The 15,210-nt window shown below is 36.4% G+C and carries 15 protein-coding genes, 17 tRNA genes, 2 rRNA genes and 1 other RNA gene (1 of these 35 running past the window's edge); 5 read left to right on the top strand and 30 right to left on the bottom strand.

Annotation, left to right across the window (positions count from 1 at the left end; genetic code table 11):
- Positions 1–64: 64 nt before the first annotated feature.
- Positions 65–1,057: a TAXI family TRAP transporter solute-binding subunit gene (locus tag MHH69_RS00825; RefSeq protein ID WP_225230168.1), complete on the bottom strand. Its 993-nt coding sequence runs from the start codon at positions 1,055–1,057 to the stop codon at positions 65–67.
- Positions 1,058–1,390: 333 nt separating this feature from the next.
- Entirely contained in the window at positions 1,391–1,948 is a 558-nt protein-coding gene (locus MHH69_RS00820) for a superoxide dismutase family protein (protein WP_191707441.1), read from the bottom strand.
- Between the two features lie 146 nt (positions 1,949–2,094).
- Here MHH69_RS00820 and MHH69_RS00815 point away from each other — a divergent pair, with 146 nt between their 5' ends.
- A complete protein-coding gene (locus MHH69_RS00815; RefSeq protein ID WP_341361491.1) occupies positions 2,095–2,277 on the top strand; it encodes a putative motility protein in 183 nt (60 codons plus the stop codon).
- Positions 2,278–2,382: 105 nt separating this feature from the next.
- On the opposite strand, the gene MHH69_RS00810 is transcribed toward MHH69_RS00815, so the two are convergent.
- Positions 2,383–3,951, bottom strand: a complete 1,569-nt coding sequence (locus tag MHH69_RS00810; protein WP_341361490.1) for an IS1182 family transposase — start codon at positions 3,949–3,951, stop codon at positions 2,383–2,385.
- Between the two features lie 358 nt (positions 3,952–4,309).
- Between MHH69_RS00810 and MHH69_RS00805 the strand changes: the two genes are divergently transcribed.
- From MHH69_RS00805 to MHH69_RS00790, 4 genes are all read left to right on the top strand, one after another.
- Positions 4,310–4,951, top strand: coding sequence for a YfbR-like 5'-deoxynucleotidase (locus MHH69_RS00805; RefSeq protein ID WP_191707439.1), 642 nt, complete (start codon positions 4,310–4,312; stop codon positions 4,949–4,951).
- A 172-nt stretch (positions 4,952–5,123) separates the two neighbouring features.
- Positions 5,124–5,316: non-coding RNA, 6S RNA (ssrS, locus tag MHH69_RS00800), on the top strand.
- A 216-nt stretch (positions 5,317–5,532) separates the two neighbouring features.
- Entirely contained in the window at positions 5,533–6,747 is a 1,215-nt protein-coding gene (locus tag MHH69_RS00795; RefSeq protein ID WP_136292374.1) for an ISL3 family transposase, read from the top strand.
- A 172-nt stretch (positions 6,748–6,919) separates the two neighbouring features.
- Positions 6,920–7,600: a membrane lipoprotein lipid attachment site-containing protein gene (locus MHH69_RS00790; protein WP_341361489.1), complete on the top strand. Its 681-nt coding sequence runs from the start codon at positions 6,920–6,922 to the stop codon at positions 7,598–7,600.
- A gap of 169 nt (positions 7,601–7,769) precedes the next feature.
- Here the strand turns inward: MHH69_RS00790 and MHH69_RS00785 are convergent, their stop codons facing one another.
- The 27 genes from MHH69_RS00785 to MHH69_RS00655 all read right to left on the bottom strand — a co-directional run.
- A complete protein-coding gene (locus MHH69_RS00785) occupies positions 7,770–8,114 on the bottom strand; it encodes a hypothetical protein (protein ID WP_341361488.1) in 345 nt (114 codons plus the stop codon).
- Entirely contained in the window at positions 8,111–8,332 is a 222-nt protein-coding gene (locus tag MHH69_RS00780; RefSeq protein ID WP_341361487.1) for a transcriptional regulator, read from the bottom strand. The genes MHH69_RS00785 and MHH69_RS00780 overlap by 4 nt, the downstream gene beginning before the upstream one ends.
- 401 nt (positions 8,333–8,733) lie before the next feature.
- Entirely contained in the window at positions 8,734–9,270 is a 537-nt protein-coding gene (locus MHH69_RS00775) for a carbon monoxide dehydrogenase (RefSeq protein WP_341361486.1), read from the bottom strand.
- Positions 9,271–9,477: 207 nt separating this feature from the next.
- Positions 9,478–9,876, bottom strand: coding sequence for a hypothetical protein (locus MHH69_RS00770; RefSeq protein WP_341361485.1), 399 nt, complete (start codon positions 9,874–9,876; stop codon positions 9,478–9,480).
- 118 nt (positions 9,877–9,994) lie between these two features.
- On the bottom strand, positions 9,995–10,708 hold the full coding sequence (locus MHH69_RS00765; protein ID WP_341361484.1) for an N-acetylmuramoyl-L-alanine amidase: 714 nt from the start codon (positions 10,706–10,708) through the stop codon (positions 9,995–9,997).
- 85 nt (positions 10,709–10,793) lie between these two features.
- A complete protein-coding gene (locus MHH69_RS00760) occupies positions 10,794–10,970 on the bottom strand; it encodes a phage holin family protein (protein ID WP_341361483.1) in 177 nt (58 codons plus the stop codon).
- A gap of 117 nt (positions 10,971–11,087) precedes the next feature.
- Positions 11,088–11,318 carry a hypothetical protein gene (locus MHH69_RS00755; protein WP_341361482.1) on the bottom strand — a complete coding sequence of 77 codons (231 nt, stop codon included), beginning with the start codon at positions 11,316–11,318 and terminating at the stop codon, positions 11,088–11,090.
- A gap of 236 nt (positions 11,319–11,554) precedes the next feature.
- Positions 11,555–12,127: a class I SAM-dependent methyltransferase gene (locus MHH69_RS00750; RefSeq protein ID WP_341361481.1), complete on the bottom strand. Its 573-nt coding sequence runs from the start codon at positions 12,125–12,127 to the stop codon at positions 11,555–11,557.
- Between the two features lie 126 nt (positions 12,128–12,253).
- Positions 12,254–12,325, bottom strand: a tRNA-Glu gene (locus MHH69_RS00745).
- Between the two features lies 1 nt (position 12,326).
- Positions 12,327–12,401 (bottom strand) — tRNA-Asn (locus MHH69_RS00740).
- A gap of 14 nt (positions 12,402–12,415) precedes the next feature.
- Positions 12,416–12,492 (bottom strand) — tRNA-Ile (locus MHH69_RS00735).
- A gap of 4 nt (positions 12,493–12,496) precedes the next feature.
- Positions 12,497–12,570: transfer RNA gene (locus MHH69_RS00730), tRNA-Gly, on the bottom strand.
- Positions 12,571–12,575: 5 nt separating this feature from the next.
- Positions 12,576–12,651 (bottom strand) — tRNA-Phe (locus MHH69_RS00725).
- Positions 12,652–12,676: 25 nt separating this feature from the next.
- Positions 12,677–12,752: transfer RNA gene (locus MHH69_RS00720), tRNA-Asp, on the bottom strand.
- Between the two features lie 27 nt (positions 12,753–12,779).
- Positions 12,780–12,872, bottom strand: a tRNA-Ser gene (locus MHH69_RS00715).
- Between the two features lie 14 nt (positions 12,873–12,886).
- Positions 12,887–12,960: transfer RNA gene (locus MHH69_RS00710), tRNA-Met, on the bottom strand.
- A gap of 15 nt (positions 12,961–12,975) precedes the next feature.
- Positions 12,976–13,051 (bottom strand) — tRNA-Ala (locus MHH69_RS00705).
- A 28-nt stretch (positions 13,052–13,079) separates the two neighbouring features.
- A tRNA-Pro gene (locus MHH69_RS00700) sits at positions 13,080–13,156 on the bottom strand.
- Between the two features lie 6 nt (positions 13,157–13,162).
- Positions 13,163–13,239, bottom strand: a tRNA-Arg gene (locus MHH69_RS00695).
- A gap of 9 nt (positions 13,240–13,248) precedes the next feature.
- Positions 13,249–13,337 (bottom strand) — tRNA-Leu (locus MHH69_RS00690).
- Positions 13,338–13,342: 5 nt separating this feature from the next.
- Positions 13,343–13,417 (bottom strand) — tRNA-Gly (locus MHH69_RS00685).
- A gap of 52 nt (positions 13,418–13,469) precedes the next feature.
- Positions 13,470–13,544, bottom strand: a tRNA-Lys gene (locus MHH69_RS00680).
- An 8-nt stretch (positions 13,545–13,552) separates the two neighbouring features.
- Positions 13,553–13,636: transfer RNA gene (locus MHH69_RS00675), tRNA-Tyr, on the bottom strand.
- A gap of 7 nt (positions 13,637–13,643) precedes the next feature.
- Positions 13,644–13,719, bottom strand: a tRNA-Thr gene (locus tag MHH69_RS00670).
- Between the two features lie 6 nt (positions 13,720–13,725).
- Positions 13,726–13,801 (bottom strand) — tRNA-Val (locus MHH69_RS00665).
- 13 nt (positions 13,802–13,814) lie between these two features.
- Positions 13,815–13,930 (bottom strand): 5S ribosomal RNA (rrf, locus tag MHH69_RS00660).
- A gap of 60 nt (positions 13,931–13,990) precedes the next feature.
- Positions 13,991–15,210, bottom strand: a 23S ribosomal RNA gene (locus MHH69_RS00655); it runs 1,700 nt beyond the window's last position.

Raw genomic sequence — 15,210 nt, 5'->3', positions numbered from 1 at the left:
TCGCCTCAATTGAAAAGGACTTGAAGAAGTATGCCTTCAAGCCCTTCACTTTATTTCTTCTTAATTATTGTTCATCAAAGAATTTTTGAGCACCTGGATGAACATCGATACCAATACCAGTTAAAGCAGTTTCAGGACTAATAAATTCCCCTTTAGCATGGCTAATCTTATCTGTGTTTCCATAAATCGCTTTAGCAATTCCGTAGGCAACATCATCTGGTAAATCAGCTTTTACAGCCAACATTGCTAATACTGATACAGTAGGAACTTCCGTTTCTAAACCGTAAGTACCTGAAGGAATTGTATCTACTGCATAGTAAGGATATTTCTCGATTAATGCTTCTGCTTTATCAGCTTCTACAGGAACGATGACAACGTCTGTTGTAGCACCTAATGCTTCAACTGCAGCCGTTGGATAACCAGCAGTGATAAATGCCGCATCGATTTGACCAGTAGTTAAACCGTCTGTTGATTCACCAAAGTCTAAATTTTGCGGTTCGATGTCTTCCATCGTTAAACCATGAACTTCTAGCAATTGTTCAGCGTTCGCATAAGTACCCGATCCTGGTGCACCTACTGAAACTTTTTTACCTTTTAAATCTTCAAATGATTTAATACCTGAATTTGCAGTTGTTACTAAGTGAATTGTTTCAGGGTATAAACCGCCAATTGCCACTAAATCATCAAGTGGTTGACCGTCAAACATTAACTCACCATTTTTGGCATAGTAAGCGATATCCGTTTGCATGAAAGCAATTTCAGCATTTCCATCTTTCAATGCGCTTACGTTTGCCGTCGAAGCTTGTGAAACTTCAGCAGTTGTTTTAATACCAGTTTCTTCTGTTATTAAATCAGCAAATGTACCACCTAATGCGTAGTATGTACCTTGCGTACCACCTGTAGCTAAACTTAAAAATTTAATATCAGATGCTTTTTCATCAGAAGATCCCCCTGATGTTTCTTTGTCAGTTGTTTTTTCTTCACCACCACAAGCAGCTAAAACCATTAAAAGTAAAACACTTAATAGTGAAAGAAACATTAATTTACTTTTTTTCAATTGAACCCCTCCAAATAATTGTTACATTACAGTTCAATTTTACCTATTAATCTTAATATGTGTCAATCCTTTTAATATTCTGTTAATAGATTTATAGATTTATTTTAAGTATAAAAACGCTTTCTTTTAGAAAGTATAATATATATTAGAATAATAAAAAAATTTAAATTACTATTTAAATTGTTATACTACACAATACTCAAATACATTTCTCTAGTATCCCAAAACTAATAATCCCAATTATTGTAAATGGAAAAATGTTATATATAAAACATTTAATGGATATTTAAAAGACAAAAAGCTGTGTAATAAAATTATTACACAGCTTCATTCTTAGTTTTCGGATGTAATAACTCCACAGGCAATTCTCGCACCCGAGTTACCTGCAGGATCTGTTACATAATCATCTGCTTTTTCATGGATAACAATAGCACTACCATCAGCATCAAATAAAGAATTTTCCATACCCTTTTCTAACGTAATATTTTTCGCCACCAATTCAACTTGTACTGTTCCATCCTGCTCAGCAGTAATGTTTGGTAAATCTCCTAAATGTGGCCCCTTTGGATTATTAATACCGTGATGTTTGCCTAATGGATTAAAATGAGCTCCAGCAGATTCAAACGATGGTTTTTCACATTTACCGACTTCATGTATATGAATCCCATGCTCTCCTTCTGGTATTTCTGTAAGCCCTAGGGAGATAAGAACACCATCTGTCCCCTCCGTCATTTCCATATGTCCAATTTCTTTTCCTTCAGTATTTATTATTTTTGCATCTGCTTTTAACGCTTCAGGGGCTGCAACTGTGATTTTTTCTTGTTCAGCAAACAAGTTACACCCGCTTAAAAGTAACATTAAACTACTAAAAATCAATAATTTTTTCCACATTTTAGTTGTCCCTCCTCGAAAGGAGTATTGCCATATGTGTTTTGAAATATTCCGTAATTGTCGAAAGATGTCATTTTTCCTTTTCTTTAACTGTTTATTAAAGTCGTTATTTATTAAACCGATATGTAGATTAAGGAGGTGGAATCTTGGATATCAATTCAATCATGTCTGCCCAAGTTGCTCAACTTCAACAGACTGTCCAAATGAGTATTATGGATAAATCTTTAAACTTAGCGACAACAAGTACAGTTGAAATGCTTGAACAAATGACAGAACAAACTAACGCTACCCATCCATACAAAGGTACGGTTATTGACATTTCATTATAAAAAAGGAAGAGGCTGGGACATAACTAGCTTCAAATAGTGAGAAAGGTGAATTTGAGGAAACTCAAATTCACCTTTCTCTATTTTGGTGTGTAAATTCTTTTTTTTTTAGTTAATGGCCGTGAATTTTCTTAAATTCACAGCCATTAACGCGAGGCCCATTTCGTTTTCTACCTTCGATTTTCCTCGTACAGAAAATCGAGTGAAACGCAAATTAGCCTTCAAGAATCCAAAAACTGGTTCCACATCGATTTTGCGTCTTCGATAAATGGCACTTGTTTTCTCTTCTGAAAGCTTCGCTCTTACATATTCTTTTTGCTGTTCCCATTTTTCATTTACCATTAATTTTCGATTGTTGCCTTCTTTAGCTTTGGTACACGATGAACGGAATGGGCATCCCGAACAGTCTTCACACTCGTAAATTTTGAGCTTCCGTTGGAAGCCTGTGTGGTCATTACGGACAGAATAATATTGAAATTCAAGACGTTTTTGATTAGGACATGTATATGTATCGGTTTCTTCATCATACGTCCAGTTATCGGGATTAAATATGTTTTGTTTATACTTTTTCTTTTGTTCTTTCAAATACATACTATACGTAATAAGTGCTTCTCGTTTTCTATTCGAAAGGATATCATGAAAGTTTTGTTCACTACCGTAACCTGCATCTGCAACAATGTGTTTTGGTAACTCAAAATAATGTTGCTCAATCTCATCTAGAAATGGAATTAACGTACGTGTATCTGTTGGATTTGTATATATACTATAGGCAAGCGTATATTGACCTTCCGTTGCGATTTGTACATTATATCCAGCTTTTAATTGTCCGTTTTGCATATAATCATCTTTCATTCGCATAAACGTCGCATCTGAATCTGTCTTAGAATAGCTATTGCGTGTACCAAAGATTTCAAAGTCTCTTTCGTATTTTTGTTTACGTAGGACAAAATCAATCAACTGCTTGCGTAATTGTTTCGGGTATTTACGTTTATTTCTTAAGGCTTTTCGTTCTAGAACATCTGATGATGTTTCAATTTGTTTATCATATTCAGTTACGACATCGTCCACTTTTTGAACTAATTGAGCGAGTTCTTCCAATGATAACTGTTTATCGCTTTCACGTTGAATTTCAGGTATGATTTCACTCTCTAGTAGCTCATTGTATAGCTGGTTTGACTTTTCAATTAAATTTTGGTGATATTTTTCAATGGTTTTCTTCCAAACAAACGTAAATTTATTCGCATTTGCTTCAATTTTTGTACCATCGATAAAAATCGCTTCTTGATCAATAAGCTTTTCTTCAATCAATTGGCAACGGAATTGAACGAAACATTGACGAATTAAATCTTTCACTTCTGGTTGAATACGGAATCGGTTGATTGTACGGTAGCTTGGTTCATATCCTTGGGCTAGCCACATCATTCGGATACTGTCTTTTAATAGGGCTTCAATTTTCCGTCCTGAGAAGATAGATTGTGTATAGGCACATAAGATAATTTTAAGCATCATACGTGGATGATAGGCAGGACACCCCTCATTTCGTAGAAATGGTTCGAACGCTTCATGAGGGATACTTTCAACTAGATGATGGATATGGAAAGCAATATCATTATTTTGTAATTTTACTTCTAAATCTAAAGGCAAAATGAGTTGATTCATGTTATAATCTTTAAACATAAGGATCCTTCTTTCGATATGGTTTTGTGTGGTAACTTAATTTTATCAGAAGAGGTCCTTATTTTATTGTAAAAAATTCAAAGCCGGTGAAATTTTACTTTTCGTAAAATTTCACCGGCTTTTTTTATTTAGAGGAGGGTTTTGTCCCAGCCTCTTTTAAGTATTTTTGTTTAATTAGTTAAAAAACTGTTCTCTTATACCAAAATTGTGCATATTGTATAAATTAAACACTAAACGATTAAAAGTTTGTAAATGTACCTTTAAGTGTTTGTAAAATGTTTGAAACTCTATCCTTTATGGAAATAGATAGATGTAAGATGCAATTAAGGGCATCTATTATGCTCAATATAAATCGGGAGTGATTTTTATAGGTATTCATAAGTTTTTCACAAGTTTAAATGATTTAGAACGTATTTTCCGTGCACCTGGGCGTTTTAAGTTTGAAGAACATAACGTTGCAGCCCATTCTTGGAAAGTGTCTCAATATGCCATGTTTTTTGGTACTCTTGAAGAAATGAATGGAGCAACAATAGACTGGAAATCCCTTTATGAAAAAACCATCAACCATGACTTTGCTGAAGTTTTTATCGGCGACATTAAAACACCGGTCAAACATGCTAGCGTAGAACTAAAGCAAATGCTTGCCCATGTCGAGGAAAAAATGATGGAAAAATTTATTAGGGAAGAAATACCCCCAGATTTTCAAGCGGTATTCTTTGATCGAATGAAAGAAGGAAAAGATGCAACAATTGAAGGTCGACTTTTAGAATTTGCAGATAAGCTAGACCAGTTTTACGAGTCCTTTGCGGAATTAAAACGTGGTAATACGGATAAGGAATTTGTTATCATGTATCAACAGGCATTACAAAAAATATTGGCTATACCACTAGAAGTAAGTGTAAATTACTTCCGAAATGAAATCTTAAAGGATGTCATGAAAGAAGATACCCAAATTAATCTTGTTACCCTAACAAATGAGGTATTAAATAAAATAAAATGATAGCAAAAGTTTTCCAATGATGGAAAGCTTTTTAATTTGCCAAAAACATAAACTCCATTCTCCTACATACTATAAAAACCATAAATTTCTTCAATATTATAATGATAAATATTTGACATTTTTCATCATTCATACTTACTTGCGCAACAATTTATAATCGTATATTATAACAATAAAGCTGCGTTGTTCGTACAAATATTAAGTTTTAACCTTTGAACTGTAAAAGGGAGTTTTAATCGAATAGGGAATGGCGGGCGTCACACTCCGGTGAATGACGATATACAGGAACTATTCTGCGAGCACCCACCTGGTGGAGTCGTGGTTTTAAAACTTTCTATTAATAATTACGGCAAGGCGGCTTTGCCATACATAATGTGTATAGCAAGGCTTCTGGGCACTTTTACCTTCGTGTAAGAGTGCTTTTTTTATTCCCTAATTTTAGTTTTGGGGTTAAATTGGGGTTATAATTAAGGCTCTATAATATTTGTTGGGGTTTAAAAAAATTTCATAAATAAAAAAGCACGTAATCACCGATTTCTATATACTTGAATTGTCGAGAAACAAGCAATGAAAGGTGATACGTGCAAATGAATTTTAACATGAATATTCCAGGATTAAAAGGTGTAACTGTTCATAAGGTGGAGGAGATGGGGGAACGTATTGTTCTACACGTTTCCATACCAAAAAAAGAACATCAATGTCCAGCATGCAAGAATATAACATCAAAAGTCCATGATTATCGAATTCAAAAAATTAATCATTTAAAATGGTTTGAACGATTAACCGTCCTTTTTTATAAACGTCGTCGTTATGTATGCCAATGTGGGAAACGTTTTTCAGAAAAATCCCCTTTCGTGGATAAATATCAACGTTTCTCGAAAGAATGGAATCAAGTTGTACGAATCCGTTCAATAAAGGCAAAAACATTTAAAGAAGCAGCTGAAGTACTTGGTACATCAAGCTCAACAGTGATTCGTCGCTTTAAAGAAGTAGTAAAGGAACAATTAAATGAAGGGGTTCATTTACCAAAATGTATCGCGATTGATGAATATAAAGCAGATACCGATGCGGGAACTTATCAATTAATTATTGCCAATGCGGAAACACATGAACCAATTGATATTTTACCAAATCGTAGAAAAGAAACCATTAAGGATTACTTGATGAAATACGGTGCAGATGTAGAAATTGTGGTTATGGACATGAATCCAAGCTTTAAAGCAGCAGTTAGGAAGGCGTTAAATCGCCCGATTATTATTGCGGATCGCTTTCATTATTGTCGTTATATTTACTGGGCACTAGATGAAGTACGTCGAAATGTTCAAAAAGAATGGCATGCATATGATCGAAAGAAATGTAAGAAAATGCGTCATGTACTATATAAACGATTTGATAAGTTAACAGAAACGAATCGTTGGTACTTAAATCGTTACATAGGAATGTCGAAGGAACTAAAGCAAGCCTATGAATTAAAAGAAGCTTACTGCGAATGGTTTGATTGGGCAAAAACTTCAAATGATTTGATAGAAATAAAAAAAAGATTAGAAGCCTTTTACCGAAAGGTAGAAAAAGCAAATATTCCGGCATTTTTAAAGGCCATTCAAACGCTAAAAAATTGGCAAGTTGAAATTTTAAATAGTTTAAGTTTTGGATATTCAAATGGTTTTTTAGAAGGAATTAATAATAAATCAAAAGTTTTGAAGCGTAATGCTTATGGTTTTAGAAGCTATGAACACTTTAAAGCGAAAATTTTATTAAATAATTTATCTAAGAAAATTGGGATTCATTTAGGATAATCGGGGTGCCGTGTAATATCACTTCACCCCAACATTTGACATAGAACCATAATTAACGTAAATTACTAATAAATTTTACTAATATAAAACATATATGTATTATAGGTTGTTTGTTTTTATTATAGACTTTTGTAAGCATTTACCTTTATAGTAACTTTAAGGGGGTATACTTATGAAAAAAATATTACTTTTAATTGTAGCAACAGTATTACTTGCTGCTTGTGGTAATGATAAATCACAAAGTGCTGAAAAAGAAAAATTAAATGATACAGAAAACACTGTTCAAACAAAATCAAATAAAGATGATGTGACAAAGGAAGAAACTGACATGAATCAAGATAATTATGTCGATGAAGATGAACCGTTGACTAAAGTTGGGCAATGGACGAAATCAGAATTCGGTTCTATTATCACACTAAAAGCGATTTTTGAACCTGTCACTATTTACGATACAGAACTTTTTAAATTTAATATCGATTCGGTAAAGTTGCTTGAATACACAGACATTCAAAGTGGAGATTCTGATTTATTGGTAGGAAGTAAAGAAAGTGCATTAACATTACAATTCGCTTATTCCTTTACGAACAACACTGATAAAACAGTTATGTTTACTCCTATTGACACAATTACAACAAATAATCAAAAACAATATAATTTAGATAACTTAATAGGAAGTGACTACACTTATGAATTTAAACCGAATGTAACAGTGGATGGTTATTCTATATTTTTAATTGAGGATAACTTTGAAAATTTGAGCGACTTTACAATATATAGCGATCAATTGTATAGCGACGATCCTTTTACAGTGCATGTTGAGGAAATTAAACATACATTCGAAGTCAATAATTGAGTAATTTTTTATAAATGAAGGTATGAGCAATAATTAAATAGGAAACACTTGATTTACCTCAAACACTTATCCAAAAATGGAATTTGACTAAACATTCTTGGAATTTAGAAAGAGAAAATTCAAGAAGAAAGTCTAAACAATTTTTTGCCACTCACTGGAGTGGCTTTTTTTATTGCACATTCAATAATCTTTTTATCTCATCATCAACCTTATTTTTAAGTGCAATATTTAAGTATCTACGATTATGTTCGGTCCCCTTATCCATAATCACGTATTCCGTGATGTCTTTATCGATACGAATTTCTGCTTGAACTTTAATACCGTTCTTCCCTAATTGGGATTTAACATCTCTAAGTTCGTTTTGAACAGTTAATATTTGCTGTTCCATCCACAAAGCTAATGGGCGATTTATTTTAATATCATTTAAATGATTTAGATCACGTTCTAAAGTTCGTTTCGTTAAATCGAGGACTATGTTTCTATGGATGAGTTCAGCAGCATTAAAATCAATCAAATCACTTCACGCTCTTTTCGGATAACTGGTACCAATGCAAGAACATTATCAATACAAAATACTCGATTAGCGCGTTTTAAAAAGCAATAGGCATTAAATTTATCCTCTAATACTTTGGTTACTTTAATACGTCGCTTAGTGATTTCGCCATTTTTAGCAATGTACATCATCTCAACCAACTGATTGCGTTGCATTACTTTTAATAACTGTTCTTTCACCAATAATTCACCTCTCCAAAGGAAACGAACGTTCTTACTACAGTTAATTATAGAACATTTGTTCTCGTTTTGACAATAGAAAAACGCCCTCCATAATTTTGGAGGGGAAATTTTGGACCGTGAGAGTGATATAGTAGGATATCGGAGGGATTCAAATTAAGTTGAAATGTTATTAGTACAACTGTTATCTTTATGATCGTAACTACCGCCGATGTTACTATTTGACATCTATTTCTCCTCCATATCACTAATAATTTATGATGTACTTTAAACATGACTATGTACAAAAGTGGAATTATACAATAAACAAAGACGACCAGGCTCACAAATCATTAAATGTGTGGCCTGATCGTTTTAATTTGGTCGAAATATATACAAACTATTGACTTTTTAATCAAAACCTATTTAATAATCGAATTTGCAATATCAACCAAAAAATCGGGTGTTTTTGATTTAGCTAGCTCTTTTTGTTTATGAATACCAATTAAATATTGTAAACCATTGTTCTCAAAGACAAAAAAGTTGAAAATCTGATGTTCAAAATAAATCCCTTTTTCACCATCTAGAAGCTTATATTCATTACCTTCGAAGTTTTGTTTATTTTTTAATGGGCGAATTTCAATTTTAAAAATATTTTCTCTTACATCTTCGTTAACATACATAATTTCTAAATTATTATTCATATTATATTCCGTATCTTGAAAAAACCTTCCAAATTTATGAGTAAATGAAATAGAAGGTATAGTTGTTGGTAATTCCACTTCGCATTTACAAAATGTTTCAAATTCTTTTTCTGCTTCTTCAACAGTTTTATATCCAACTTCAGCAAATTTCTCCTCGAAAGTTGGTGGTTTAATTTTGGAATTTGCATATACATTCTCATCTATAAACATAAAAAAAATTGTACTGATACTAATACAAATAACTTTCTTTAACATTTTAAAACACTTCCCTAGCATTGAATTTTATATATCCTTAAAATGAAAGTTAACATTTATCCATTAAAACCCTCCTTATTTTTGTATTAGTATCTCAGTAAAGATAATAAATATGCAGTAAGAATAATTTTTTTAATACTAGTATTAAAAAAACTAAGTTCAGTAAAATTTGAACTTAGATCTTTTTTTATCATTATTAATTTTTAATTATTGAGAGACTGAACCCCTACCAGTACACCTCTCTTGGAGTGAGGTATCCTTACACGTCACTTTAACCCTATAATTACCTGCCTTTGGTACAGTTACATATACTGTATCTGTATACGCTACTAATGGACCAACTGCCTTTCCAGAAGAATCTACTAATTGAGTTACTAAATTAAAATCTCCTGTAGAACTATTATTTACTGCTAATTTTTGTCCGTATTGTGCATACACATAATCAGAAAGAGCCATTGCTGTACCATAACCTTTAAATTCAACACCCTTACATGAGATACCCGCATAAGTACAATCAAATTTTACATAATAAGCTGAGGCTTGCATTACGAAAGAAGACATAAGAAGAAAACATAAGAAAGTAGAAACTAGAACTTTCTTTTTCATATTTTTTCACTCCCTATTTTTTGATAATATATCAATTCGCCCTAGATATAATAATTTCATCCAATTATTATAAGTAAAACCAAAATTTAACTACTAAATTATAACTTTTCTATTAACATTATTTTTCTAATTGAATATCATAATTAAATCCTTTATCTTGTAACCACTGTTCTAACGCATATTTCCCTTTAGAGTCTTGTGGGTACCAATAGGATTCAAGCATGTATTTTCCGTTTGTGCAAGTGACTTTATAGTCTAATTTCTTACTATCTAAATACTTTTTCAAAGCTACCAATCCTGAATTTGTTGAGGATGGGAACCAATAAACACGGACATTATGACGTTTACGTTTAACTTTTTTCTTTAATTTCGCTTGTTTGGCCAATCCTGTAGCACTAGCTACCCCTATTGCTTTTAAGAATGCTTCATCTTTTAATAATGCATTCTCTTCTTTATCATCTATAAATAAATTTTCGATTAATACTGCAGGCATTTCCGTTTCTCTTAAAACAGACAAATTAGCCCGTTTTTTGCCTCGATCTTTTACACCAGGATAAAATTGCTTGATAGCTTTTAATACTTCATCATGCACTGCGTTTTGAAGTGCTTTCGTTTCTTTTTGAACAGGTCCATCATAAATAAAGGTTTCAAACCCTTCTCCACCCCCTGCATTTACATGATATGAAGCGAAGTAATCAGCTCCCCAGTTGTCAGCTAAATCATCACGTTTGCTTAAATCTACTGTGGTATCTGTTGTACGTGTTAGACGTACCTCTGCATTTTCATATTGCTCAAGTTCTGCTTTTGCATATTTTGCTACTTTTAAATTCACGTCACTTCTTGGAGTCCAAATTTTACGGCACCGGGGTCTATTCCACCATGTCCTGGATCGAGTTGAAATTTCACTACTTGTCCCATTATTTTTCACCTTCTTGTTTATTAGTTTTATCATTAAAAATGTCCAACGCTTTTTTAATTGGGCCGGGCATATCCAAACCTAATTTTCCACTGTTTTCACCTAAACTAATTAATTCGTTAATGATAAATAAAAGAGCTACACCATCAGGAATTACTTGCCCAATGGAATAGCCCATATCCTAATTACGGCAAGGCGGCTTTGCCATACATAATGATGTATAGCAAGGCTTAGAAAAATCTCTCATCACCAATTGATGAGAGATTTTTTATGGACTTATAAAGAATGGATTACCTTATTCAGTGTTCGGTAAAGGTTTTTCAGGTCGATTAATACAGTAGTTACAATTCGAATCACTACATTTTGTTTCAGTCCATCTGTTGCATTTTGGGCAAATATAAGCATCATAATCTTCATAATAAATTAAATTCATTTCGCAAATCATGCAGTTATTTTCTTCATCCACAAACCCAACAATTTCAAAGTTATTAAAAATGACTACTCCATTCCTTACTTCTATTTTCATAAACCCTCCTTAAGTTGGAAATATATGAATTAGTTTTTTATAGCAAATTTTATCGATATGTTGATTTTTTCCTTAAAAATGCCACTATTATCAAGCACCAATAATTTTTCAAATAAAGTACTATTTTCACCTAAAAAACGTCTTGAACCATAGGAAGTTGAATATAAGTTTCCAATTATAGCGTCTAATGTCCATATGTGTTCAAAAGGGGGAGTTCGTACATCTCTAATTTGAATTTAATTCAATATAATTTCTTCGTAGCTAACTGTCGGGTGAGAATAGGTTGTATTCCCCGCTCTTCTTTTCTTTCCATACCATTGTTCAACTACTTGCTGTATCTTTAATTGCCACGGTAAAAGTTCTTTATTGGCAGAATAATTATCAATAATAGCAATACCACCACCATGTGCAATCATTTCATATAACATATCAAGAATCTTTTCTCTATCCATCCAATGAAACGCCTTAGCAAGGGTGACAAATCGAAAAAGATGATTATTAAATTTCTTTCTAAACGATTCTAGATTTCCATTAAACCATTCCAAATTCTCTAATCTATATTCCTTTTCAAGACGAATTGCTTCTTGTATCATTTCTGGCTCAGTATCAATCCCAATTATTTTTTCAAACCAAACCGACAATCTGAATGCTAATTGTCCTGTACCACACCCTAAATCGAGCATTTGACCTTTACCATCAAATGAAAACTTATCGATTAAATATCTAATCATTGAAGCTGGATATAAAGGTCTATAACGAGAATAGTACCAAGCAGTACCTTTAAATAAGTCATTACCGTAATTAATCATTTCCTTACTCCTTTCCCAGTTAAATCAACACTCCTTATTTCTTAAATATATAAAAAAATAGATGATAAAAACGAAATGTTTTTATCATCTATTTTTAATTTGAGCCTATCTTTTTAGCTCATACTATGACCCGTACGGGATTCGAACCCGTGTTACCGCCGTGAAAGGGCGGTGTCTTAACCACTTGACCAACGGGCCGTGGCTCCGAAGGTAGGACTCGAACCTACGACCGATCGGTTAACAGCCGATTGCTCTACCACTGAGCTACTTCGGAATAATTATGTTTTATGGTGGGCCTAAATGGACTTGAACCATCGACCTCACGCTTATCAGGCGTGCGCTCTAACCAGCTGAGCTATAGGCCCCTATTGGAGCGGGTGATGAGAATCGAACTCACGACATCAGCTTGGAAGGCTGAGGTTTTACCATTAAACTACACCCGCATATATGGTGGGTCGGGACGGAATCGAACCGCCGACACTTAGAGCTTCAATCTAATGCTCTACCAACTGAGCTACCGACCCATATAATCAAATTTACTTAAAATAATGGCGGTCCCGACCGGGATCGAACCGGCGATCTCCTGCGTGACAGGCAGGCATGTTAACCGCTACACCACGGGACCATATGTATGTATAAATAGTAAAGAAAATGGCGGAGGCAGTAGGATTCGAACCCACGCGCGGTTTAACCCGCCTGTCGGTTTTCAAGACCGATCCCTTCAGCCAGACTTGGGTATGCCTCCGTATTATGAATAAATGGCGGCAGAGGGGATCGAACCCCCGACCTCACGGGTATGAACCGTACGCTCTAGCCAGCTGAGCTACGCCGCCATAATAGTATTAAATTGGTGGAGCCTAGCGGGATCGAACCGCTGACCTCCTGCGTGCAAGGCAGGCGCTCTCCCAGCTGAGCTAAGGCCCCAATTTATAAATAGTCAGTTTGTATTACATGGTCGGGAAGACAGGATTCGAACCTGCGACCCCTTGGTCCCAAACCAAGTGCTCTACCAAGCTGAGCTACTTCCCGTAAATATGGCGCGCCCGGCAGGAGTCGAACCCACAACCTTCTGATCCGTAGTCAGACGCTCTATCCAATTGAGCTACGGGCGCATATTAAAATGGTGCCGAGGACCGGAATCGAACCGGTACGGTAGTCACCTACCGCAGGATTTTAAGTCCTGTGCGTCTGCCAGTTCCGCCACCCCGGCACATTTGGAGCGGAAGACGGGGTTCGAACCCGCGACCCCCACCTTGGCAAGGTGGTGTTCTACCACTGAACTACTTCCGCATGTGCTTTATATTTATCTCTGGCAATAATTATTTTATTTATTATAAAAAACTGGTGAGCCATGAAGGACTTGAACCTTCGACCCTCTGATTAAAAGTCAGATGCTCTACCACTGAGCTAATGGCTCCCTATAAATGGTGGAGGGGGACGGATTCGAACCGCCGAACCCGAAGGAGCGGATTTACAGTCCGCCGCGTTTAGCCACTTCGCTACCCCTCCATGGGAATGGTGCCGGCGAAAGGACTTGAACCCTCAACCTACTGATTACAAGTCAGTTGCTCTACCAATTGAGCTACACCGGCTTAATATGGTGGAGGATGACGGGCTCGAACCGCCGACCCCCTGCTTGTAAGGCAGGTGCTCTCCCAGCTGAGCTAATCCTCCACATAAAAAATAAGCGAAGCGACGTCCTACTCTCACAGGGGGAAGCCCCCAACTACCATCGGCGCTAAAGAGCTTAACTTCCGTGTTCGGTATGGGAACGGGTGTGACCTCTTTGCCATCATCACTAGACTATTTAGTTGAGAGCTTGTTCTCTCAAAACTGGATAAAGACATTGAATGCATTCAAGATTTGGTTAAGTCCTCGATCGATTAGTATTCGTCAGCTCCATGTGTCACCACACTTCCACCTCGAACCTATCTACCTCATCGTCTTTGAGGGATCTTACTTACTTGCGTAATGGGAAATCTCATCTTGAGGGGGGCTTCATGCTTAGATGCTTTCAGCACTTATCCCGTCCACACATAGCTACCCAGCGATGCCTTTGGCAAGACAACTGGTACACCAGCGGTGTGTCCATCCCGGTCCTCTCGTACTAAGGACAGCTCCTCTCAAATTTCCTACGCCCACGACGGATAGGGACCGAACTGTCTCACGACGTTCTGAACCCAGCTCGCGTACCGCTTTAATGGGCGAACAGCCCAACCCTTGGGACCGACTACAGCCCCAGGATGCGATGAGCCGACATCGAGGTGCCAAACCTCCCCGTCGATGTGGACTCTTGGGGGAGATAAGCCTGTTATCCCCGGGGTAGCTTTTATCCGTTGAGCGATGGCCCTTCCATGCGGAACCACCGGATCACTAAGCCCGTCTTTCGACCCTGCTCGACTTGTAGGTCTCGCAGTCAAGCTCCCTTGTGCCTTTACACTCTACGAATGATTTCCAACCATTCTGAGGGAACCTTTGGGCGCCTCCGTTACCTTTTAGGAGGCGACCGCCCCAGTCAAACTGTCCACCTGACACTGTCTCCTACCCCGCTAAGGGGTATGGGTTAGAATTTCAACACAACCAGGGTAGTATCCCACCGACGCCTCCCTCGAAGCTGGCGCTCCGAGTTCTCTGGCTCCTACCTATCCTGTACAAGTTGTGCCAAAATTCAATATCAGGCTACAGTAAAGCTCCACGGGGTCTTTCCGTCCTGTCGCGGGTAACCTGCATCTTCACAGGTACTATAATTTCACCGAGTCTCTCGTTGAGACAGTGCCCAGATCGTTACGCCTTTCGTGCGGGTCGGAACTTACCCGACAAGGAATTTCGCTACCTTAGGACCGTTATAGTTACGGCCGCCGTTTACTGGGGCTTCAATTCAGAGCTTCGCTTACGCTAACCCCTCCTCTTAACCTTCCAGCACCGGGCAGGCGTCAGCCCCTATACGTCACCTTACGGTTTTGCAGAGACCTGTGTTTTTGCTAAACAGTCGCCTGGGCCTATTCACTGCGGCTCTCTCACGAGAGCACCCCTTCTCCCGAAGTTACGGGGTCATTTTGCCGAGTTCCTTAACGAGAGTTCTC

Origin of the sequence: Ureibacillus sp. FSL E2-3493 (assembly GCF_038077515.1) — a bacterium.
Lineage (GTDB): Bacteria > Bacillota > Bacilli > Bacillales_A > Planococcaceae > Ureibacillus > Ureibacillus halotolerans.
This window is presented reverse-complemented; position numbering and strand designations above follow the sequence as displayed.